This window comes from Amycolatopsis orientalis (genome assembly GCF_000943515.2).
GTDB lineage: Bacteria > Actinomycetota > Actinomycetes > Mycobacteriales > Pseudonocardiaceae > Amycolatopsis > Amycolatopsis orientalis.
Map to the genome: position 1 here is coordinate 2,588,220 of NZ_CP016174.1, position 20,128 is coordinate 2,608,347.

General features: G+C 68.8%; 21 protein-coding genes. 8 read left to right on the forward strand and 13 right to left on the reverse strand.

Annotated elements, in window-relative coordinates; all coding sequences use genetic code 11:
- Positions 1 to 77 precede the first annotated feature (77 nt).
- On the forward strand, positions 78 to 497 hold the full coding sequence (locus tag SD37_RS11230; protein ID WP_044851658.1) for a histone-like nucleoid-structuring protein Lsr2: 420 nt from the start codon (positions 78 to 80) through the stop codon (positions 495 to 497).
- Between the two features lie 69 nt (positions 498 to 566).
- Here the strand turns inward: SD37_RS11230 and SD37_RS11235 are convergent, their stop codons facing one another.
- The 5 genes from SD37_RS11235 to SD37_RS11255 form a co-directional block, all read right to left on the reverse strand.
- Positions 567 to 1,847: an MFS transporter gene (locus tag SD37_RS11235; protein ID WP_044851657.1), complete on the reverse strand. Its 1,281-nt coding sequence runs from the start codon at positions 1,845 to 1,847 to the stop codon at positions 567 to 569.
- Entirely contained in the window at positions 1,844 to 2,194 is a 351-nt protein-coding gene (locus SD37_RS11240; RefSeq protein ID WP_044851656.1) for a VOC family protein, read from the reverse strand. Before SD37_RS11240 ends, SD37_RS11235 begins: the two co-directional genes overlap by 4 nt.
- On the reverse strand, positions 2,191 to 2,358 hold the full coding sequence (locus tag SD37_RS11245; protein ID WP_037320149.1) for a hypothetical protein: 168 nt from the start codon (positions 2,356 to 2,358) through the stop codon (positions 2,191 to 2,193). The genes SD37_RS11240 and SD37_RS11245 overlap by 4 nt, the downstream gene beginning before the upstream one ends.
- Positions 2,359 to 2,437: 79 nt before the next feature.
- Positions 2,438 to 3,367 carry an SMP-30/gluconolactonase/LRE family protein gene (locus SD37_RS11250; protein ID WP_044851655.1) on the reverse strand — a complete coding sequence of 310 codons (930 nt, stop codon included), beginning with the start codon at positions 3,365 to 3,367 and terminating at the stop codon, positions 2,438 to 2,440.
- Between the two features lie 75 nt (positions 3,368 to 3,442).
- On the reverse strand, positions 3,443 to 4,084 hold the full coding sequence (locus SD37_RS11255; protein ID WP_044851654.1) for a TetR/AcrR family transcriptional regulator: 642 nt from the start codon (positions 4,082 to 4,084) through the stop codon (positions 3,443 to 3,445).
- 76 nt (positions 4,085 to 4,160) lie between these two features.
- On the opposite strand from SD37_RS11255, the gene SD37_RS11260 reads away from it, so the two are divergent.
- Positions 4,161 to 5,942, forward strand: a complete 1,782-nt coding sequence (locus SD37_RS11260) for an AMP-dependent synthetase/ligase (protein WP_044851653.1) — start codon at positions 4,161 to 4,163, stop codon at positions 5,940 to 5,942.
- Positions 5,943 to 5,986: 44 nt separating this feature from the next.
- On the opposite strand, the gene SD37_RS11265 is transcribed toward SD37_RS11260, so the two are convergent.
- Positions 5,987 to 6,766 carry an isocitrate lyase/PEP mutase family protein gene (locus tag SD37_RS11265; RefSeq protein WP_037320156.1) on the reverse strand — a complete coding sequence of 260 codons (780 nt, stop codon included), beginning with the start codon at positions 6,764 to 6,766 and terminating at the stop codon, positions 5,987 to 5,989.
- A 126-nt stretch (positions 6,767 to 6,892) separates the two neighbouring features.
- Here SD37_RS11265 and SD37_RS11270 point away from each other — a divergent pair, with 126 nt between their 5' ends.
- Both SD37_RS11270 and SD37_RS11275 read left to right on the forward strand, forming a co-directional pair.
- Positions 6,893 to 7,225, forward strand: a complete 333-nt coding sequence (locus tag SD37_RS11270) for an effector-associated constant component EACC1 (RefSeq protein ID WP_044851652.1) — start codon at positions 6,893 to 6,895, stop codon at positions 7,223 to 7,225.
- A 193-nt stretch (positions 7,226 to 7,418) separates the two neighbouring features.
- Positions 7,419 to 8,186 carry a GH12 family glycosyl hydrolase domain-containing protein gene (locus SD37_RS11275; protein ID WP_145926601.1) on the forward strand — a complete coding sequence of 256 codons (768 nt, stop codon included), beginning with the start codon at positions 7,419 to 7,421 and terminating at the stop codon, positions 8,184 to 8,186.
- Positions 8,187 to 8,191: 5 nt separating this feature from the next.
- Here the strand turns inward: SD37_RS11275 and SD37_RS11280 are convergent, their stop codons facing one another.
- The gene (locus tag SD37_RS11280) at positions 8,192 to 9,436 is read right to left on the reverse strand and encodes a PucR family transcriptional regulator (protein ID WP_044851651.1); all 1,245 of its coding nucleotides are present in this window, start codon (positions 9,434 to 9,436) and stop codon (positions 8,192 to 8,194) included.
- A gap of 88 nt (positions 9,437 to 9,524) precedes the next feature.
- Between SD37_RS11280 and SD37_RS11285 the strand changes: the two genes are divergently transcribed.
- From SD37_RS11285 to SD37_RS11295, 3 genes are read left to right on the forward strand one after another with little or no spacing between them, the layout of a single operon-like run.
- Entirely contained in the window at positions 9,525 to 11,018 is a 1,494-nt protein-coding gene (locus SD37_RS11285; RefSeq protein ID WP_044851650.1) for a flavin-containing monooxygenase, read from the forward strand.
- Positions 11,015 to 11,914 carry an alpha/beta fold hydrolase gene (locus SD37_RS11290; protein WP_044851649.1) on the forward strand — a complete coding sequence of 300 codons (900 nt, stop codon included), beginning with the start codon at positions 11,015 to 11,017 and terminating at the stop codon, positions 11,912 to 11,914. The genes SD37_RS11285 and SD37_RS11290 overlap by 4 nt, the downstream gene beginning before the upstream one ends.
- On the forward strand, positions 11,911 to 12,759 hold the full coding sequence (locus tag SD37_RS11295) for an SDR family NAD(P)-dependent oxidoreductase (protein WP_044851648.1): 849 nt from the start codon (positions 11,911 to 11,913) through the stop codon (positions 12,757 to 12,759). Before SD37_RS11290 ends, SD37_RS11295 begins: the two co-directional genes overlap by 4 nt.
- On the opposite strand, the gene SD37_RS11300 is transcribed toward SD37_RS11295, so the two are convergent.
- The 5 genes from SD37_RS11300 to SD37_RS11315 form a co-directional block, all read right to left on the reverse strand.
- On the reverse strand, positions 12,756 to 13,400 hold the full coding sequence (locus tag SD37_RS11300) for a TetR/AcrR family transcriptional regulator (protein ID WP_236725344.1): 645 nt from the start codon (positions 13,398 to 13,400) through the stop codon (positions 12,756 to 12,758). The genes SD37_RS11295 and SD37_RS11300 overlap by 4 nt on opposite strands.
- Before the next feature lie 247 nt (positions 13,401 to 13,647).
- Positions 13,648 to 14,082, reverse strand: coding sequence for a transposase (locus tag SD37_RS43715; RefSeq protein WP_236725345.1), 435 nt, complete (start codon positions 14,080 to 14,082; stop codon positions 13,648 to 13,650).
- 2 nt (positions 14,083 to 14,084) lie between these two features.
- The gene (locus SD37_RS43720) at positions 14,085 to 14,984 is read right to left on the reverse strand and encodes a transposase (protein ID WP_236725346.1); all 900 of its coding nucleotides are present in this window, start codon (positions 14,982 to 14,984) and stop codon (positions 14,085 to 14,087) included.
- Between the two features lie 356 nt (positions 14,985 to 15,340).
- The gene (locus tag SD37_RS11310) at positions 15,341 to 16,651 is read right to left on the reverse strand and encodes a lipase family protein (protein ID WP_044851626.1); all 1,311 of its coding nucleotides are present in this window, start codon (positions 16,649 to 16,651) and stop codon (positions 15,341 to 15,343) included.
- Between the two features lie 89 nt (positions 16,652 to 16,740).
- Positions 16,741 to 17,925, reverse strand: coding sequence for an MFS transporter (locus SD37_RS11315; RefSeq protein WP_044851625.1), 1,185 nt, complete (start codon positions 17,923 to 17,925; stop codon positions 16,741 to 16,743).
- A 54-nt stretch (positions 17,926 to 17,979) separates the two neighbouring features.
- On the opposite strand from SD37_RS11315, the gene SD37_RS11320 reads away from it, so the two are divergent.
- Positions 17,980 to 18,723, forward strand: coding sequence for an AraC family transcriptional regulator (locus SD37_RS11320; RefSeq protein WP_044851624.1), 744 nt, complete (start codon positions 17,980 to 17,982; stop codon positions 18,721 to 18,723).
- A gap of 53 nt (positions 18,724 to 18,776) precedes the next feature.
- Here SD37_RS11320 and SD37_RS11325 read toward each other — a convergent pair whose 3' ends face one another.
- Positions 18,777 to 19,928: a thioester domain-containing protein gene (locus SD37_RS11325; RefSeq protein WP_044851623.1), complete on the reverse strand. Its 1,152-nt coding sequence runs from the start codon at positions 19,926 to 19,928 to the stop codon at positions 18,777 to 18,779.
- Positions 19,929 to 20,128: the final 200 nt, after the last annotated feature.

The following is a 20,128-nucleotide window of genomic DNA, read 5'->3' on the forward strand; positions in this document are numbered from 1 at the left end:
ATCCGGTGAACCCGCGCTACGCTCACCGTGATAGCTGATGCGGAGGCATTGCCGCATGACCTGGTGAAAGGCTCTTCATGGCTCAGAAAGTCGTCGTCCAGATCGTGGACGACCTCGACGGCGGGACCGCGACTCAGACGGTTCCTTTCGCGCTCGACGGTGTCTCGTACGAGATCGACCTCTCGGACGATAACGCCGAGGCGTTGCGTGAGGAGCTCGCGCGGTACGTCGGCGCGGGCAAGCGTGTCGGTGGACGTCGCGTCAAGGTGGCGGCCGGGCAGGCGACGGCCGCCGTGGCCGACGGTACGAAAAAGCCGACCGACCGCGAGCGCAACCAGCGGGTGCGCGCTTGGGCGAGCGAGAACGGGTACTCGATCGCCGAACGTGGCCGGATCCCGAACGAGATCTACGAAGCCTTCGACAGCGCCGAACTGGCCGCCAAGTCGAAGCCCGTCGCCGAGGCTCCGGCGCGTAAGCGTTCGACCCGGAAGAAGTAGGCGGACGGCAGCCGAAGGTCCCTGTGGCGGTCGCACGACGCGACCACCACGGGGACCTGAAAGCGGTGCTCAGCCTGCCCGTCTCGCCGCGTACGCGGAGACGAGCAGAGCGACCGCGAACACCACATAAGAGGCGAAAAGCCCGCCCGACGAACTCAAGGTCCCGCCGATGGCGCGGCCCAGGAGCTGTCCGAGGCATTCCGCCGTGATGACCGCGGTGGCCAGTTCCGCGGCCGTGAAACCGTCCGGGCCCGCGGTGGTCGCCCGGATGTACAGGCCGGGATAAGCGAGCCCCACCCCGATTCCGCCCACGGCCCACGCGACGAGTACCACGGCGAACGAGCCGCCGACGGCGAGTGCGATCGCCAGGACGGCCGTGCCGAGGGCGGTCAGTCCCAGTCCGGCCGCCGGGAATCTCCGTGCCGCGGTGAACCGGGTGGCCACCAGGCTCGTCACCGCCCAGCAGAGCGGGGCGGCACCGAGGACGATCGCCGCCCGCCCGAGGCTCACCTGGAATCCGCTCGTCAGCAGCACGGTGATCAGGCTGTCCGCGCCGAAATACCCGGCGGCGAACAACACCATCGCGCCGAGGGCGGCGGGCGTCCCCGGCCGCAGGCGCGCGGTCCCCTCGGGCAGGATCGCGATCATCCCGGCGACGGTGACGAGCGCACCGGCGATCGTGAGCGGCCACCAGCCCCCGCCGAGCACGACACCCGCCGCACCCAACGGCACCAGCAAAGTCCTCGCCAGCGGCCGTGGCGGGCCTTCTTCCGGCGGCTCGCCCTTGGCGGCGCGGACCACCATCAACCGTCCGAAAAGGACGAACGGCACCGGCAGCAGCAACGTCCAGCGCCACCCCACCAGCCGTTCCAGGCCGAGCGTCGCGGCCGGGCCCACCAGGGCCGGGAGGATCCACATCGCCGACGACACCGCGATCACCTGGATCCGCAGCCGCTCGTCGAGATGCCGGATCGCCGCGCTGACACCGAAAACGGCGAGGAGCCCGCTGGCGAGCCCGGCCGAGAACTGCCCCAGTGCGAACATCCACGCCGACCGGGCGGAAGCGGCCAGCGCGAGCCCGCCGAGGTAGGCGACCATCCCGGCGGCCAGCGTGCCGCGCGTGCCCAGCCGCCGCAGCACCCGGCTCGCCACCGGAAGCGCGACGAACAACCCCAGCGTCGAGCCGGCGATCAGGAGCCCGAGGTCGTCCCGCGCGTCCAGATCGGCGGTGACGACGGGAAGCAGGCTGGAAGCGACGAAGCCGGTCACCGCGGCCGCGAACTCGAGCGTGACGACGCCGGCCGCGAGGAACAGCGGCCCCGTCCGCCGGGCGAGACGGCCTCCGGTCATGTGTAGAGCTCTCGGTCGTACAGGTTGAGCTGCACCCACACGCCGTCGGGATCCTGAACGCGCATGGAGAAGCCGAAGCCTTCGTCGACCGGCGGCTCGGGTTCGAATCCGGCCGCCCGCAAGCGTTCCGCGACGTCCTCCAGCGGTTCGCCGACTTCGAAGGCCAGCTCGCACCGGCCGGCGTCTTGGCCGGACGAGCGGTGGATGGCCAGCATGCCGCCCTCGGCGGGCATCTCGATCCAACCGCCGGGACGGGACGCCGACCCGACCCGCAGGCCGAGCACTTGATAGAACCGGGTCATGGCCGCGACATCCGAGCTGTAGCGGATCGGCATCACTCGCATCATGATCGTTCCTCGCTGGGGGAGTGGCTTCGTCGCAGGTGGTCCTCGAGTACCCGCTCGACGAACGCCGAGAGTGATTCGTCGGCGTCCACGGACGCGTGCTTCACCCGCCTGATGAGGTCGGCCGGCAGATACACGCTGAATTGCCGTTTGGCGACCTGAGTCATGCCAGCATGCTAGCAAATGAGCATGCTGGCATACTAGCGCTGCCGCGAGAGGCCCACTGCACCTCGGAACGCTGTTGCGTCAGTCGGTCGCGCCGGGCGGGACGAGCCGCCGCACGGCACCGTCGAAGCCGGTGCTGTACAGGCTTTCCGGGTCCCACCCGGGGCCGGCGCCGAACCGCACGGACGAGCCAAGGTGCACACCGGTGGCGATCGCGCAGGTCGCGCCGGAGCCCGGGTCGACGCGATAGACGATGCCGTGTTCACCGGCCGTGTAGAGCCGTCCGTCGGTTCCGATGGTCAGGTCGTCGATGATGTTCAGCGGCCACGGCGCCTGAAGCCGGATCTTCTTCGGGGGCGCGGCCGGATTCGCGAGGTCGATCGCGGCGATCTGGAAGTCCGGGTCGCCGGTGTTGGCCACGTACAGGGTGCCGCCGTCGTGGCCGACGACCATGCCGTTGGGACCGAACAGGTCGGGGCCGAACCGTTCGGGTGCGGCCGGATTCTCCTTGCGTACCAGCCAGAGTCCGCGCTTCGGGCCGATCAGGGTGCTGATCACCGCGTCGCCGTTCGGCAGTACGGTGCCGCCGTCGGGCATGGTGAGACCGGTGGCCCAGGTCCGCCGTTTCCCGGTGTCGAAGTCGTGGATGTCGATGGTGCCGGTCTTCAGGCCGAGCAGCCCGTCGGTCGTGATGTGCCCGGTGTTGACGTACAACTCGCTGCCGCGCACCGAAAGCGCGCCCGGCCCGTAGACCGGCAGCAGGGTGTTCACGGCGCCGTCCGGGGTCACGCGCTCGACGGATCCGTTGCCGGCGAACAGGGTTCTGGAGACCAGGAGGCCGCCTCGCCCGTCGAAGGCGAGGTTCTCCAGTGGCAGGCCGAGTCCCGTCGCGACGGTGCGCACCTGCCACGGCTCGCAGCCCGGTGCGGCCGTCGCCGTCGTGCCCGGTGCGGTGAGGGCCGCCGCCATCACGATCGTCGCGGCGACGACGCCGCGGATACGCCCGGCCATACGAGCCTCCACCGAACTAGTACATGTGTATCAATTTTTCTGATACGGGAGTATTGATCAGACGTCCGGAGCGTGTCAATCGGCGAGCGGGAGACTGGTCTGCCGCCGCAGGTCGTCGGAATCCAGGGAGAAGGCGAGAAAAAGCCCTTGCAGTGAGCGTTTCGTGAGTTCGACGTCCGCTTCGACCGGTTGCGGATTGGCCAGCCGGTGCAGGGCCAAACCGTCCAGCAGTGCCATGAACGCCTTGGCCGCGCGCCGGGAATCGGCGATGCCGAGTGAGGCGAGCAGGGGCGCGGCCGACGCTTCGAAGGCGCTCATCGCCTCGTCGACGACGGCGCGCATCGCCGGGTTCCTGGCGGCTTCCATGTACAGCTCGTACTGCGCGACGGTCACGCCGAACTTGCCTGCCACCAGTGCCCGGGTGAGCCGTTCGCCGACCTCCAGCACGGATTCCGCGTCACGCACCACGTCGGCGAGCAGTGCGCGCACGATCTCGATCCGCTCGTGGATGTGGAACCGCAGGGCCTCCTCGATGAGTTCCTGGCTGGTCGCGAAGTAGTACCCGGCCGCGGCGGGCGGTAGCCCGGCGTGCGCGGAGACCGCGCGGTGGGTCACCGCCTTGACGCCGCTGTCGCAGATCAGCCGCATCGCCGCCCGGAGCAGCAGTTCCCGCCGCTCCCGGCTCCGCGCCTGCTGCTTGCCGCGACTACCGGTCATTGACTTCCCCTTCGGTCGAACCGATACTAACGTCTCACTCTTGATTGATACTTTTGTATTAATACTGGGAGGGCGGATGGGCTTCGGCGCGGCCGAACTACGGGAGATTCCCAGCCTGTGCCACGTTTTCCAGCGCACGGTCGCGGAGTCCGGCGACGCCGTCGCGCTGCGGACCCCGGATGACGCGGTGTCCCTGACCTGGCGGCGGTACGGCGAACGAGTGCGGCGGCTGGCCGCCGGGCTGCACGCTCTCGGCGTCCGCCGCGGGGACACCGTGGCGCTCATGCTCGCCAACCGGCCGGAATTCCACCTGCTCGACGTGGCGGCGTTCCACCTGGGCGCGATCCCGTTCTCCATCTACAACACCAGTTCCGCGGAACAGATCGAGTACCTCTTCGCGAACGCGGGCAACCGGATCGTGGTCTGCGAGGAGCGATTCCTCCCGCTGGTGGGGAAGGTGGACCGCGTCGTCTGCGTGGACGGCGCTCCGGAGGGCACGATCTCCCTCGCGGAGCTGGAAAACACCGAGACGCCCGGATTCGACTTCGACAGTGCGTGGCAAGCCGTCGGTCCCGGCGACGTGCTGACGCTGATCTACACCTCCGGCACCACGGGACCGCCGAAAGGCGTCGAACTCACGCACCGCAACCTCACCTACAGCATGGGTGCCGCGCTGGAATCGCCGGACATCGCCGCCGCGGTCGAAGGCGGGCGCGTGCTCTCGTTCCTGCCGGACGCGCACCTGGCCAACCGGTACTTCGCGCACTACTTCCCGATCGTCTCGGCGGCGACGATCACCTGCGTGGCGGACCCGAAGGCCGTGGTGGCGGCCCTTCCCGCCGTCCGGCCGACGGTGTTCCTCGGCGTGCCCATGCTCTGGTACAAGATCAAGGCGGGGATCGAGCAGGCCGTCGCGGCGCAACCCGGGGTGCGGCGGGCGATCGCGGAATGGGCGCTCGGCACCGGACTGTCCACAGTGCACGCTCAAGCGGCCGGGGCGCCGCTCTCACGATGGTCGCGGCTGCGGCACCGGGTCGCCCGGCGGCTGGTCCTCGACAGGCTGCTCGTCAGGATGGGGCTGGACGCCTGCGTACTGCCGATCAGCGGCGCCGCGCCGATCGCGGTGGACGCGCTGAACTTCCTGATGGCCACCGGCCTGCCGATCTGCGAGGGATGGGCGATGTCGGAGACCTCGGTCCACGGCACGATCAACCCCCGGCACGCCATCCGGCCGGGCACGGTCGGGAAAGCCCAGTACGGCGCGGAACTCCGGCTCGCCGACGACGGGGAGCTGCTGATGCGCAGTCCCGCGCTGATGCGCGGTTACCGGCACGATCCCGGGCGGACGGCCGAGGCGATCGACGAAGACGGCTGGCTGCACACCGGGGACATCGCCACCATCGACGCGGACGGTTACGTGTCCATTGTGGACCGTAAGAAGGAACTGATCATCAACGCGGCCGGCAAGAACATGTCGCCGTCGAACATCGAGAACACCCTCAAGTCGGCGAGTGCGCTGATCGGCTCGGCCGTCGCGATCGGTGACCGGCGGCCCTGCGTGGTCGCCCTGATCACCCTCGACCCGGACGCGGCGGCGGCCTTCGCCGAACGACATGGACTGCCGGCCGATCCCGCCGTACTGGCCGGGAACCCGGTGCTCCGCGGGGAGATCGCCGACGTCGTCGAGCGGGCCAACGCCCGGCTGTCCCGCGTCGAACAGGTCAAGGAGTTCACCGTGCTGCCGGTGCACTGGGAGCCGGGTGGCACCGAACTGACGCCGACCATGAAACTCAAGCGCGCGTCGATCGCGGAGACCTACGCCGCCGAGATCGACGCGCTGTACCGGACCCCGTCGTGAGTGGTGATGACGGTTAGAACCGTCATCACCACTCACGACGCCGGTCAGTTCAGTTTGCGGGTGTCGGCGGGCAGGCCGCCGCCCGCGTAGACGTCCTCGGCGAGCTTCGCCAGGGCGGTGAGGGCGACGTTCTGGCTCCACGGGCCGTAGGAGACCCGGGAGACGCCGAGTTCCCGCGCGGTCGCCAGCGGGATCGAGCCGGGGATGCCGATCAGGTTCACCTTGCGCTCGCCCAGCGCCTCGACCAGCCTGCCGACCTGCGTCTCGTCGAGCCTGCCCGGCACGAAGACGTTCGACGCGCCCGCGTCCAGGTAAGCGCGGCCGCGGGTGATCGCCTCGGCCAGCACCTCTTCGGGGTCGCGGTCGCCCGCCTTGAGGAAGGCGTCCGTGCGCGCGTTGAGCACGAAGTCCACGCCCGCGGACTGCGCCGCGGCGACGGCCGCCTCGACGGCCTTGACCGACTCGGCCAGCGGCTTCATCTGGTCTTCGAGGTTGCAGCCGACCGCGCCGGCCTCGATCGCCCTGGCGACCGTCCCACCCGGATCGCCGTAGCCCGCTTCCAGATCGGCGGTGACCGGGAGATCGCCCGCCGTCCGGACGATGAGGGCGACCTCGGCGATCATCTCGTCGCGGGGGATCTTCTCGCCGTCGGGGTAGCCGCGTGAGGCGGCGATCCCGTGACTCGGCGTGGCGAGCGCCTGCGTGCCGGGGGTCTCGGCGACGACCTTCGCGGTGATCGCGTCCCAGACGTTGACGACGAGCAGCAGATCGGGGGCGGCGTGCAGCTCCTGCAGCCTGGTGGCCTTCTCGGCGGTGGAAACCATGCTTCACCCTAGAACGACGGAAGCCGCCTCAGCGCGGGCACCGGTCAGATCACAAGACGGAATTCTTGTTACGCCCTGAGTCCAGGCCACGATCTGTAGGGGGTCACGACCGACTGGAGGGGCCTCGTGGAGCTGACGATCAACGCCGGTGGCGACGAACAAGCGCTGAAAGAATTCTGCGACTGGCTCCGCGACGACGTCGACGTGGCCCGCTCCGCGACGATCACCACGGCGGGGCCTTGGGATCCGGGGGACCGGGGCGCCTTCGAGGTCATCCGCATGTCGATCGGTTCCCTGACCGGTTTGGCCAATCTGGGCATCGCGTGGGGGAATTTCCTGCGCTCCCGCGAAGAAACGCCGCCGTTCACCATCACGATCGACGGCGAACCGACGGCCGAACAGGACGCCATGCTCCGCAATCTGGACCTCCCGCTGGGCAGGCCGGAGGACGCCGGATGAGACGGTTCGTTGTCGTCCACAATGGACTCACCGTCGGTAGAGTGTGCCGAGATGGTCAATAACGAACCGGTAACGATAGATGTCCCCTCATTCTTTGGGCTCTTTGCGAACGGGTCACGTCGTGGTTTCCTCGGTGGGTCTCTTTGGGAGCGCTCCCAGAAGGTGGGGGTGCCGGACCGAGGCGGAGGAAGCAATGAAGCTGACCCGGTCACTGGCCGCCTTGATGCTCGCGGCCGCCGCGACCCTCACCGTCCCCCTCACCGGCGCCACGCCCGCCCACGCCGACACCCTGATCTGCGATCAGTACGGCGCGACGACGATCCAGGGCAAGTACCGGGTGATGAACAACCGCTGGGGCAGCAACGCCGAGCAGTGCATCTCGGTGCGCGACTCCGGTTTCCGGATCGCGTCGCAGAAGGGATCCACCGCCACCAACGGCGCGCCGCTGTCGTATCCGGCGGTCTACGTCGGCTGCCACTACGACAGCTGCTCGCCCGGGACGAACCTGCCGAAGCAGCTCGGCCAGATCGGCCGCGCGTCGTCGTCCATCGAATACGGCTTCGCCGGGGGCATCTTCGACGCCGCCTACGACATCTGGATGGATCCGACTCCGAAGAGGACCGGCGTCAACCAGATGGAGATCATGATCTGGTTCCACCGCCAGGGCGGGGTCCAGCCGGTGGGCGGCCCGGTCGGCTACACGACCATCGGCGGCCGGTCCTGGCAGGTGTGGCAGGGCAACAACGGCGGCAACGACGTCGTGTCCTATGTGGCCCCGTCCGCGATGTCGTCGTGGTCGTTCGACGTGATGGACTTCGTCCGCGACGTCGACGCCCGGACCCGCGTGGACGGTTCGTGGTACCTGACGAGCATCCAGGCCGGATTCGAGCCGTGGCAGGGCGGGGAAGGCCTCGCGGTGAACCGGTTCTCGGCCGACATCACCGGCCGTTCCGCCGGCTGAGCGGCTCACGCACCGCTGCCCAGCCACCGCAACGTTTCCAGCGCGACGGCCACGTTCACCGCGTTCTCCGCCAGCGGCCGGGGGAGCAGCTCGTCCGCGCGCGCCAGCCGCCGCACGACGGTGTTGCGGTGGGTGTAGAGCCGTTCGGCGGTCCGGGTCGTGTTGCCCAGTTCGCGCACATAGGTCCGGACGGTCTCCCGCGTCTCGGCGTCGGCGTGCCGGAGGTCCCCGAGGGTGTCGGTGACGAATTCGCCCGCCTGCGCCGGATCCCCGGTGAGCAGGGCGAGCAGCTGGATGTCCTGGTACCGCGCGATCTGCTGCGGTGAGGTGAGCCGCGCGAGCATCCGCTGGGTGGCCGCGGCGTCGAGGTGGCTGCGGCGGAAACCGTCGATCCCGCTGCCGGGCCGTCCCAGCGCGACGCGGACGTCGGGATGCGGAGCGAGTTCTTCGGCGAGCCGGTCCGCCCGGGGTGGGGTCCGGCCGGGCAGCCAGACCCACAGGGCGGCGGCGCTGGCGACGACGGTCAGCCGGTGCGAAGCGCCACTGGCGCGCATGAGTGTCTCCGCGGCGGTTTCGAGCTCCTGCGACGACGGCGTGGCCGAGCCACTCCAGACGATCGCGGCCGTATGGAGCCCGGCGAGCGGGTAACCCAGCTGGGCTTCGGCCCGCGACCGGCTGATCGGCGCGCCTTCCAGCAGCAGGGTGACCGCGGCGCGCCGTTCGGCATGGGCACCCCTGGTCAGTTCGCTGCGTTCGGCGGCCATCCGCTGGGACACCGCCGCCACCGTGTCCTCGATGAACGTGGTGATCGACAACGACGAGACGCCCAGCAGTTCGCGGAGCAGGACGGGATCGGCGGTGAGGTCGAAGCAGATCTCGATCCACCGGCGCCAGGCCACCCCTTGTGCCCGCCGGTAGGCGTCGAGGCCACCGGAGTCGAAGCCGCGGCGCACCATGTCGCGGGCGCCGTCGAGCACCTCCTGGTTCAGATTGGCCGGGACTCGCTTGCCCGGATGCTGCACGTTGGCGGCCGCCCAGTGCAGCAAGTTCGCCAGGTTCGCGCGCTTGGTCCCCTCGGTGAGCACGGGGTCCTCGGCGACCGCGCGCATACTGTCCCCGCCCAGCGACGCTTCGTGCAGCTCCTCGATCCATTCCGCGCGCGGATGCAGGACGATCTCCGCGCCGCGCCGGAAGAGATCCCGTGCCTCGGGGGACAGGGTCGGCCACCGCGCTGCGGCACTTTGCACCATCGGCCCATGATGATGGTGCAGATAGTGCTAGCGCAATCCCCCGGCGGACCCGCATCGTGGGGGGAACCGAGACGAGCTGGAGTACCGCATGACGACGAGCACCCCCGTCGAGCACCTCGACGTGGTCATCATCGGCGCCGGGATTTCCGGGATCGGGGCCGCGCGCTACCTGAAGACCGAGCTCCCGCACAAGAAGTTCGCCATCCTGGAGGCACGCGGCGCGTCCGGCGGCACCTGGGACCTGTTCCGCTACCCCGGCATCCGCTCGGACTCCGACCTCCACACCTTCGGCTACGAGTTCAAGCCGTGGCGGGACAAGCAGTCCATCGCCGACGCGCCGCGGATCCTGTCGTACCTGCGGGAAACGGTCGCCGAGAACGGCCTCGAACCCAGCATCCGGTACCACCACAAGCTGCTCTCGGCCGCCTGGTCGAGTGACGAGGCCCGCTGGCTGCTCGAGATCGAACGCACCGACACCGGTGAACGCACCCGGCTGAGCGCGGGCTGGATGTTCAACGCGGGCGGGTACTACCGCTACGACGAGGGCTTCACGCCGGACTTCGCGGGCCGGGACCGCTTCCAGGGCACGATCGTGCATCCGCAGCACTGGCCGGAAGACCTCGACTACGCGGGCAAGCGCGTGGTGGTGATCGGCAGCGGCGCCACCGCGGTCACCCTGATCCCGGCGATGGCGGGGACGGCGGCGCACGTGACGATGCTGCAGCGCACCCCCACGTACGTCATGCCGGTGCCGCGTGAGGACAAGATCGCCAACGGCCTCCGCAAAATCCTCGGCGAGGAACGGGCCTACGCGCTCACCCGCCGCAAGAACATCCGCAAGGGCCTCGCGGTCTGGCAGTTCTGCCAGAAGTTCCCCAAGACCGCGCGCTCGCTCATCCGCTACGTCAACAAGAAGCAGCTTCCCAAGGGCTATCCGGTCGACGAGCATTTCAACCCGCCGTACGACCCGTGGGACCAGCGGTTGTGCGCGGTGCCCGGCGGCGATCTGTTCGCCGCCATCCGCAAGGGGCGGGCCGACGTCGTCACCGACAAGATCGCGACCTTCACCGAACAGGGTGTCCTGCTGGAATCCGGGCGGGAGTTGGCGGCGGACATCATCGTCACCGCCACCGGACTGAACCTCCAGGTGTTCGGCGGGGCGACGCTCAGCGTCGACGGCGAACCCGTCGTGCTGCCGGAAACCGTCGCCTACAAGGGGATGATGCTTTCCGGCGTGCCGAACGCGGCGTTCGCGATCGGCTACACGAACTCGTCGTGGACGCTCAAGATCGGCCTGCTGTGCGAGCACTTCTGCCGTCTGCTCGCGCATATGGACGCCCATGGCCAGGACGTCTGCCGTCCCGTCCCCGCCGACCCGGACATGCCGACGCGGCCCTTCCTGGACTTCGCTGCCGGATACGTCCAGCGCGCCCTCGACCAGCTTCCGCGTCAGGGCGACCGCATGCCGTGGCTGACCTCGATGAGCTACCACTCGGACATGAAGTTGCTGCGCGCGGACGACATCACCGATCCCGAGCTGCATTTCTCCCGCGCCGAGGTCCGGGAAGCGGTGAGCTCGTGACCGACCAGTTCGCCGACCTGCCCGGCGGCCCGCGGATCTGCTACCGCCAGGACGGCCCCGCCGACGGGGTGCCCCTGCTGCTGATCGCCGGACTCGGCCTGGATCTCACGTCGTGGCCGCGGCAGCTGATCGAGGGTTTCACCGGCCGCGGTTTCCGCGTGACCCGGCTCGACAACCGCGACGCGGGCCGCTCGGACCGCATCAAGGCGCCGAATCCGGGCAAGCTCCGGCAGCTCTTGGCGAAACCGCTCCCCGGTGCCTACGACCTGGGCGACATGGCCGCCGACACCGTCGGCCTGCTGGACCACCTGGGCGTCGAGAAGACACATCTGGTCGGCATGTCGATGGGCGGCATGATCGCCCAGACCGTCGCCGCCCGGAACCCCGGTCGCGTCCTGTCGCTGACGTCGATCTTCTCCACCACCGGCCATCGCCGGGTCGGTCAGCCGGCGCGGTCGACGTTGCTGCGCATGGCGAGGCGGCCCGCCCGGACGGTCGAGGAATCGGTGGCCGGGCACCTGTCGCTGATGGGCCACCTCGGATCGGCCACCTTCCCCCTGGACAAGGACGTCGAAACGGCCTGGGCCGAGGGTTTGTGGGAGCGGGCCGGGGGACGGCGCGCCCGCAGCGGCATCGCCCGCCAGATCGGCGCGATCCAGGCCAGCGGAGACCGCACCGCCGAACTCGCCCGCATCACCTGCCCGACGGTCGTGGTCCACGGGGACACCGACCGCATGGTCCACCACAGCGGCGGACGCGCGACCGCGGAAGCCGTGAACGGGGCCCGCTACGTCGAAATCCCCGGGATGGGGCATCACATCGCCCCGGACCTCGTCGACAGGCTTGTCGGGCTCACCGCCGAAGTGGCCCTCGATCCGGCAGGAGAAACCCGATGAGCGGTCTTCGCGGCAAGGTCGCCGTCGTCACCGGCGCCGGTTCCGGCATCGGCCGTCAGCTGGCCCTCGAACTCGCGCGGCGCGGAGCGCGGCTCGCGGTGTCCGATGTGGACGAAACCGGGCTGGCCGAGACCGTCGCCGAGGTCAAGGCCCTGGGCGCGGAGGTGCAGGGCGCCGCGCTGGACGTCAGCGACCGGGCGGCGGTCCAGGAGTACGCGGCCACCGTCGCCGGACAGTTCGGCGTGGTCCACCAGATCTACAACAACGCCGGGATCGCCGGCGGCGGGCAGACCGTGCTCGACGCCGAATGGGAGCTGTACGATCGCACGCTCGCGGTCAACCTCTTCGGCGTCATCAACGGCACCAAGGCCTTCCTGCCGCATTTGATCGACTCCGGCGACGGCCAGGTCGTGAACATCTCCAGCCTCAACGGTTTCATGGCCCAGCCGACGCTGAGCGCCTACTGCGCCAGTAAGTTCGGCGTCCGGGGATTCACCGAAGCGCTGCGCACCGAGATGATCGCGGGCGGGCATCCGGTGCGGGTCACGGTCGTCCACCCGGGCGGCGTCAAGACCGGCATCGCCTCGGCGGCGCTGAAGGAAGCCGAGGCCCGCGGTATCGAGCCCACCGCCGAACAGCGGGAGCGCGTCCGGGTGTACAACGAAAAGCTGCTGAAGATGCCGGCCGATCAGGCCGCCCGCGTCATCCTCGACGGCGTCGAGGCCGGGAAGCCCCGGGTGCTCGTCGGGAACGACGCGAAACTGGTCGACAAGCTCGTCCGGCTGCTCCCGCGCCGGTACCCGAAACTGATCGTCGGCTTCGAGCGGCGGCGTCTCGCCCGCTAGACCTCGATGCCCCGGTGTCCGGACAACCCGAGCAGCCAGGTGTAGCGGACGGCTTCGCGCGCCTGGCTGTACGCGTCTTCGGTGCCGATCCAGATGGCCTGCGTGATCAACTCGATCGTCGCGGCGACGACCGTCCGCGCGGTGAACGGCGGCGGGGCAGGCAGGGTGGGATCGGTGGCACGCAGCCATTTCGCCGTCCGGTCGAAGACGGCTTCCCCGGCGCGCAAGGTCTTCTCGCGTACTTCGAGCCCCGCGTCGCCGAGAGCGTAGATCTCCAGCAGGACGGCGCGGACGGCCGTGGGACGGCGATGCACGTAGTCGACGAGGAAATCGCAGCAGGCGGTGACAGCCTCCAAGGGCGTCGCGGCCTCGGCACCCGCGGCCACGCCCTGCGCGATGAACTCGGTGGTGAGCTCGCGATAGGCGGCGAGGAAGGCGTCCTGTTTGCCGGTGAACTGTTCGTAGAACGAGGTCCGTGAAACCCCCGCGGTGGCGGTGATGTGGCCGACGGTGGTGGCGACATAGCCGCGTCTGCCGGTGTTCTCCAGCACCGCGTCGATCAGCCGGGCACGCTGGGTTCCGGCGACCTCGTCGCGGCTGAGCTTGTGCGGCCCCTTCGGCAGCTTGCGGTGCTCGGTCACGTGCGGCACCGTACCGGTCCGGAAATCCGTGAAGGAGGCAAAGTCGGAATCGTGCAGGTCGGGGACACGCCCGGAACCCCGCGCACCTCGAGTGTGGAGGATTTGGGACGTTGAACCTGGATCCACCGGTGGATGCGGGTGTTGATCTCGCCAATGTTGTCGATCTTGTGTTTTCGCTGGTGGCAGGGTGGGGTGCCGGACGTCTCATCCGGTGTGTCCACTGTGGTCCTGGTTGTTGGGGTGGGGGTCAGAGTCTTTGGTGTGTTGCGGTGAAGAGTGCTTGGTAGTGGTGTTGCCAGGGCCAGTTGGCTGGTAGTCGCAGGGTGATGCGGCGGGCGGTGCGGGTGATGCGGGCGGGGATGGTGATGAGATGTCGGCGGAGGGTTGCGGTGCGGGCTTTGGCGTGAAACATGCTGGTGAGGCTGCCGGTGGCGCGGAGCAGGTTGTGGGTGAGGCAGGCCAGGGTGAGCCAGGCCTGGTTGGCGGCGAAGCGGCCGGAGGGGAAGTGGGCGAGGGCGGCGTCGTTGAGGTCGGCGAAGACCTGTTCGATGATCGCGTGTTTGCGGTGGTACTCGTCGGCGGTGTGCAGGTCGAAGCCGGTGTCGGTGAACACGGCGTGGTAGTTCCAGGTGCGGAACAGCTCGCCTTGCTCGGTGGTGGTGAATCTCGGGGTGCGGCGCACGATCAGCCGCGCGGTGGTGATCTGGCCCGGGTTGGTGGTGGCATTGGTGAACGCGGTGTGGACTGTTTCGGCGATCTCCGCGTGCGTGATCCACTCACCGGTCTCGGGTCGGGGATCGGGTGCCGGTAAGCGACCTGGCCCCAGTCGTCGTCGCCGATAGCGTTGATCGTGGCCATCACCGCCGCGTTTTTCTGGGCGGTGACCGAGAATGAGGCGCCCGTCCGGCGGATCGCGGTGATGATCGGGCCGGTGCAGAACGCTGAATCCGCGCGGACCACGAGCGTCCCGGTCGCGCCGGACCGGCGGGCGAGACCGATCGCCTCGGTGATCATCGACGCCGCTCCGCGGCGGGAATCAGCGTTCCCGCCGCGCAGCCGGGCGGTCAGGATCACCGGCGCGCAGACCGGGGACGACAGGGTGGCGATCAGGTGGTTCAGGCCGCGGATCCCGTTATAGGCGAACCCGCTGCCCTGTTTGCCGTGACCGTAGGTTTCCTTGATCTTGGAATCGATATCGATGAACGCCAGCTGCTCGACGCCGGCCAGCAGCGACGGCACCCGCCCGGCCAGCCGGATCAGAGCCTCGGAGGCGGCCGAGGTGAGCTGACGGACGTGGCCGTGGGTGAACCCGCGCAGCCACGACCCACACGTCGAGGGCGCGCGGAGACCGGTGAACAACCGGCGCATCCCGCCATGCCGGATCACGTCCAGGTCCTCGATTGAGTCCGCGCCGGCGACCATGCCCGCCACGACCGAGAGTGCTTTCGCGTCCGTGTTCGCACCGACCGGGATCCCCAGGTCAACCCGCTGTTCGATCAGGCCGCCCAGGCCGATGTCCTCGGCCAGCCGCAGCACCGGGACCAGCCCCGCGCACGACACGAGACCCGCATCATCGAACCTCACCGACACCGATCCGGCGGTATGAGAAGATCGCATCCAGCAGATGCCCTCTCGCTAGGTGGATTTGTTTCGTCGCAAGAACAATCATCCCAAGCCAGAGGGCATTTGCGCGCCCACGACACGTCAACCCCGCCAACAACACCGGTGGATCCAGGTTGAATGTCCCAAATCCTCCACACTCAGGGTAGGCAAGGAGTCTCTCACTGGCGGTAACACTTACGCGCCGCAGCCACAGCGCATCACCATGCGCATTACCCAAACGGGCGCCTGGTTCCCGGCCCATCTGACCTCCGGAAATCCGTGAAGGCCTCCTTCCCTACCTTGAGAGTAGGGAAGGAGGCCTTCACGGACCTGTGCGGTCAGCCGACCGGGACCTCCGGCGCCAGCGAGTTGCCGGGCGCGATCTTCCCGCAGCTGGACGGCGCCTGCTTGCCGGCGAACCGGTCGTTGAGCCAGCCGATCGCCAGCGGCGCCCAGGCGACGGCCGCCCCGACGTGGCTCAGCGTGTTGTACTGGTCGTACCTGATCGACTTGTTGCCGGTGGCGCAGTACTGCCGGGCGAGGGCGCGCACGTCACCCGCGACCATCACCCCGTCGCCGGTCCCGATCCCCGGCGGATTGCCGAAAGTGCCTTCCACGACACCGTTGTTGCCCTGCGCGATGAAGCCGGGCACGGTGGGCGTCGGCGCGGAACCGAGATTGACCTTGTTCACGGCCTCGACGTAGGGGAGCACCTTGTTCGGGTTGGCGTACTCGGGTTTGACGAACTTCTCCCACGTCAGCCCGGGATAGCGGCCGAGCGCGTCGGCGATCGACGCCTTGTCGAGATCCTTGAGCACCTGCAGGCCATAGGAGTTCGCGTACGGCTTGAGATCGATGTCGAAGGACCGGGAGACGCCGATGAGCGCCATCGGGATGACGCCGGTCCACGCGATACTCCCGTTGACGTACTTGAGATTGTGCGAGGGTTTGACGAGCACCCCGCCTTCGGTGAAACCGACGAGATTCTTGTTGACGTCGGGCGCGTACTCGGGCGCGAGTGCCGCCGCCCAGCCGGTCGCGATGGCACCTCCCGAATAACCGATGAGACCGAACCGCGTCTCGTCGTTCATTCCCGTTTCCGGGGCCCGGATCGCGGCGCGGACCGAGTCCAGGGTGTTGGTGCCGTATTCCGGCCCGGCCGCGAAGTTCGCGTCCTGGCCTTCAGTGTCGGGAATGACGACGTTGTAGCCCAGCAGCAGCGCGGGCGCGATGAAGAGGGACTCCGCGTTCGCGATCAGGCCGCCGAACGAGACGTCACCGGCGATCGCCCTCGACGGCCCGTGCTCAGGATTGAGCGAATCGTAGAACGACTGGTACGAAACGGCTTTGGTGCTGTCACCGGTGAGACTGCGGAGCACCGAAGTGACGTTGGCCGACGGTTTTCCCAGCGCGTCGGTGGTCCGGTAGAGCAACTGGGTCACTTTGAGCGGCGTGGAAATTCCGAGGACGTGATAATTCAGCGTCCGGGTTTTCAACACGGTTCCCGGGCTGTACGACGACAACGGTTCGCTGCCGTCGTAGCTGTAGAACGGATCGGTCGTGGTGGCGGCGGAAGCGGCGGGCGCGGCGGCGAAAGTGAGGACGAGCGCGATCGCGACGGCCAGCAGGCGAGCGGGCTTTCGGGTCATGACTCCCCTTTGAATCATGAAGTGGATCACAGTGGGATGATCCGGAACCTACCAGCCGGTAACTGACGATGTACAGGGGCGTACATCATTTATCCACGCGAATTTGACAGTTTTCCTTCGCGCGGCGTTCCGCTTTGGACGGAGCACGGCTCCGGCAGGGTCCGGGTTGTGATCCAGCACAAAAGCGGCAGGACGATCAAGGGAATCAGTGCCGTCCGCAGGGAGGTGTGGTCGGCGATCGTGCCGATGACGGGACTCGCGAGTCCGCCGATGCTGACGGTCAGGCCGAGCGTGACCCCGCTGGCGGTCCCGACCCGGCGGGGGAGGTAGTCCTGGGAGAGCGTGATCTGCAGCGAGAACGGGATGTACAGGCCCACCGCGGCCAGCAGGACGAACGGGAAGAACGCCGGCCCGGGAACGAACACGACACCCGCGACGGCGGCGACGGTGCCCAGATACGACCAGCGCACGAGCGTGACCCGGCCCCAGCGTCCCGCCAGCCTGCTGCCCAGGAGCGTGCCCCCGGCCCCGCCGAGATACAACAGGAACAGCGCGGCACTGCCCGTCGTCGTGCCACCGCCGGTCCGCTCCTGCGCGTAAAGCGAGACGAAGGTGCTCAGTCCGACGAAGACGATCGAGCGGAAGACGACGGCCAGCGACAGCTTCCCGAACGACTTCCAGTCGTCGGTCCCCGCGCCGCCCGCGGTGCGCCCGCCTGTGCCGGTGGCCTTGGCGAGCAGGCGCAGCACGGGCAGGCAGAGCACCGCGCCGGCAAGGGCCGGGACGACGAGCAAGGGGGAGGCGGGCAGGCCACCGAGGGTCATGGCCGCGGCGACGAGCACGGGAGCGGCCGCGAACCCGATGTTCCCGCCGAGGGAGAACCAGCCCATCGCGGTATGGCCCCCACCGCTGGCGCTCCTCGCGACCCTGGCCGCCTCGGGATGGTAGGCGGCCACCCCGATCCCGGACACCGCCACGAAAACCAGCGTCAGCGGGTAGGAATCGACGAACCCGCCGAGCCCGATGCCGGCGCCGCCGAGGACCGTGCTCGCCGGCAGCAGCCACGGCATCGCCCATCGATCGGTCAGCGCGCCGAACAGCGGTTGCGCCACCGAGGACAGCAGGGACGCGGCCAGCACGATGCCCGACACCGCCGCGTACCCGTAGGCCCGCTCGGCGGCGAAGAACGGCACCAGCGCGGCCACCGAACCCTGGTAGACGTCGACGCAGGCATGGCCCGCCGCCAGCAGGATGATCGCTTTGTTCTTCGGCATCCGGCCATGCTCGTCGGGGACGCCCGTGTCGCGCTTCCGATAAAATGACAAACGATGACGGAAATCCGCCACTTGCCCGCGGCACCGACGCAGGTCCGGTCCCTGGCCTCCGGCACGACGGTCGACGCGCACCGCCACGACGATCACCAGGTCGTCTACGCCGCGCGTGGCGTACTGGCCATCACCACCGACAGGGGCTCGTGGGTCGCTCCGGCCACCCGGGCCGTCTGGGTACCCGCCGGGACCGTGCACGCCCATCAGGCGCACGGCGATCTCGAACTCCACCTGGTCGGCCTGCCCGCCACCGAGAACCCGCTGGGGCTGGACGGACCGAGCGTGCTGGCCGTCGGCCCGCTCCTGCGTGAGCTGATCCGTGCCTACACCGGCTCGCCGCGCGAGGACAGCCCGGAACGGCGGCGGCTGCGCGCGGTGCTGCTCGATCAGCTTCGCGCCTCACCGCAGCGGCCTCTGCACCTGCCGACGCCGCAGGATCCGCGGCTGCGCGCGCTGTGCGAGATCCTGAGCGCCGATCCGGCCGACAACCGGACGCTGGCCGCCCTCGGTGCCCGGGTCGGGGCCAGTGACCGCACCCTGGCGCGGCTCTTCAAGGCCGACCTCGGCATGACGTTCCCGCAATGGCGTACCCAATTGCGGCTCTACCGCGCGCTGGTGCTCCTCGCCGAGAACGCGCCGGTCACCGCGGTGGCGCATGCCTGTGGCTGGTCGTCCACCAGCGCGTTCATCGACGTCTTCCGCCGCGCCTTCGGGCATACGCCGGGCGCGCATTACCGCCGGTGAAAAGAAAACGGGGCCGGTCCACAATGGACCGGCCCCGTTCTTCGTCCGATTGCTTACGCCTCGCTGCGGCGACGGCGCACCAGCAGCACCATCAGCACACCCGCGCCGAGGAGCGCGCCACCGATGACCAGCGGCATGGTCGCGGAGGCACCGGTGTTCGCCAGCTCGTTGCCGCCACCCGACTCGGCGCCACCGGGGGTGGTGGGGGCCGGGGTGACAGGCGCGCCGCCCTGCTTCCAGCTCGCGGTCGCGTTCGCGACGACCGAGGTCTTCTCGGACTCCGCGACGATCAGCGACTGGGCGGGGACCTTGGCGTAGTTCTCGCCCACGAACAGACGGCCGGTGTCGAGGTGGCCGCTGACCTTCAGCGCGAACGAGCCGGAGCCGTCCTTGGCGTCCTTGGGGACGTCGATGAAGACCTTCGTGCCGTCCTTGATGTTGGCGGCCTTGATCTCCTTGCCGTCGGCGTCGGTGACCTTGACGCCTTCGGGCAGCTTGCTCGTCAGCTCGGTGATGTCACCGGTGGTGGCGATGCTGAACGGCCCGAGCCGGGTGCCGGTGGCGCCTTCGGCCTTGGCGGGCCCGATGTCCAGGGTCGGCTTCGGCTGCTGCCCGATACCGGTGTTGTCCTTGCCGGTGAGGTAGTCGTAGAGGGCCAGCACGTCGGCGGACTCTTCGGCGCTCTCGTAGGGCAGCGGCTTCTTGCGGTCGAGGTCCTTGCCGTCACTGAAGTGCCAGACCGCGGCCTGCGTCGCGGTGACGGCCTCCTCGACGGACAGGCCGTCGGTCAGCTTGACGTCCTTCTTGCCGAGGGCGCTTTCGATCGCCTTCACGGCGACGGCCGGATAGCCGTGGTGCAGCACCCAGTTGATCTTCTCGTTGTTCTTGTTGAACGGCGAGGCGGCGTCCGGGTACTTGTTCCAGGGGCGCTCGATCATGTCCTGGTCGGTGCGCATCCCGACCTCGACCTGAACGCAGTACATCTTGAGCTTGCTGCCATCGGAGAGCTTCAGGCCGAACAGCTTCGTGACGTAGTGCTGCCCGCTTGTGAAGTTGACGCTGAAACCCTCGGTACCGGTGCCTTCGACGACCCGGCCCCGCGCCGCGCCATCGTCGGCGAGGGCGGCCGGAGCGGCCATCGTCAGCGCGACGGCCGCGGTGGCGACCGCGATCCCGCCGCGAACCAGAACTGACCTGCCGTGCATGTGTCTCCCATCCGAATACGGACCACGAATGCCAGTGCCGTGTGCGACCACAGGCCCCGACCGCAACGGCTCGCCCACATGGGGGATAAGTAATCCCATCGAGCGAGAGCGGAGCATACCGACGTCACACAACCGACTACTCCGGGGTAGGGGCGATGTCCGAATTGCCCCGAAAGAAGAGTGAACGCCACAAGAACGAT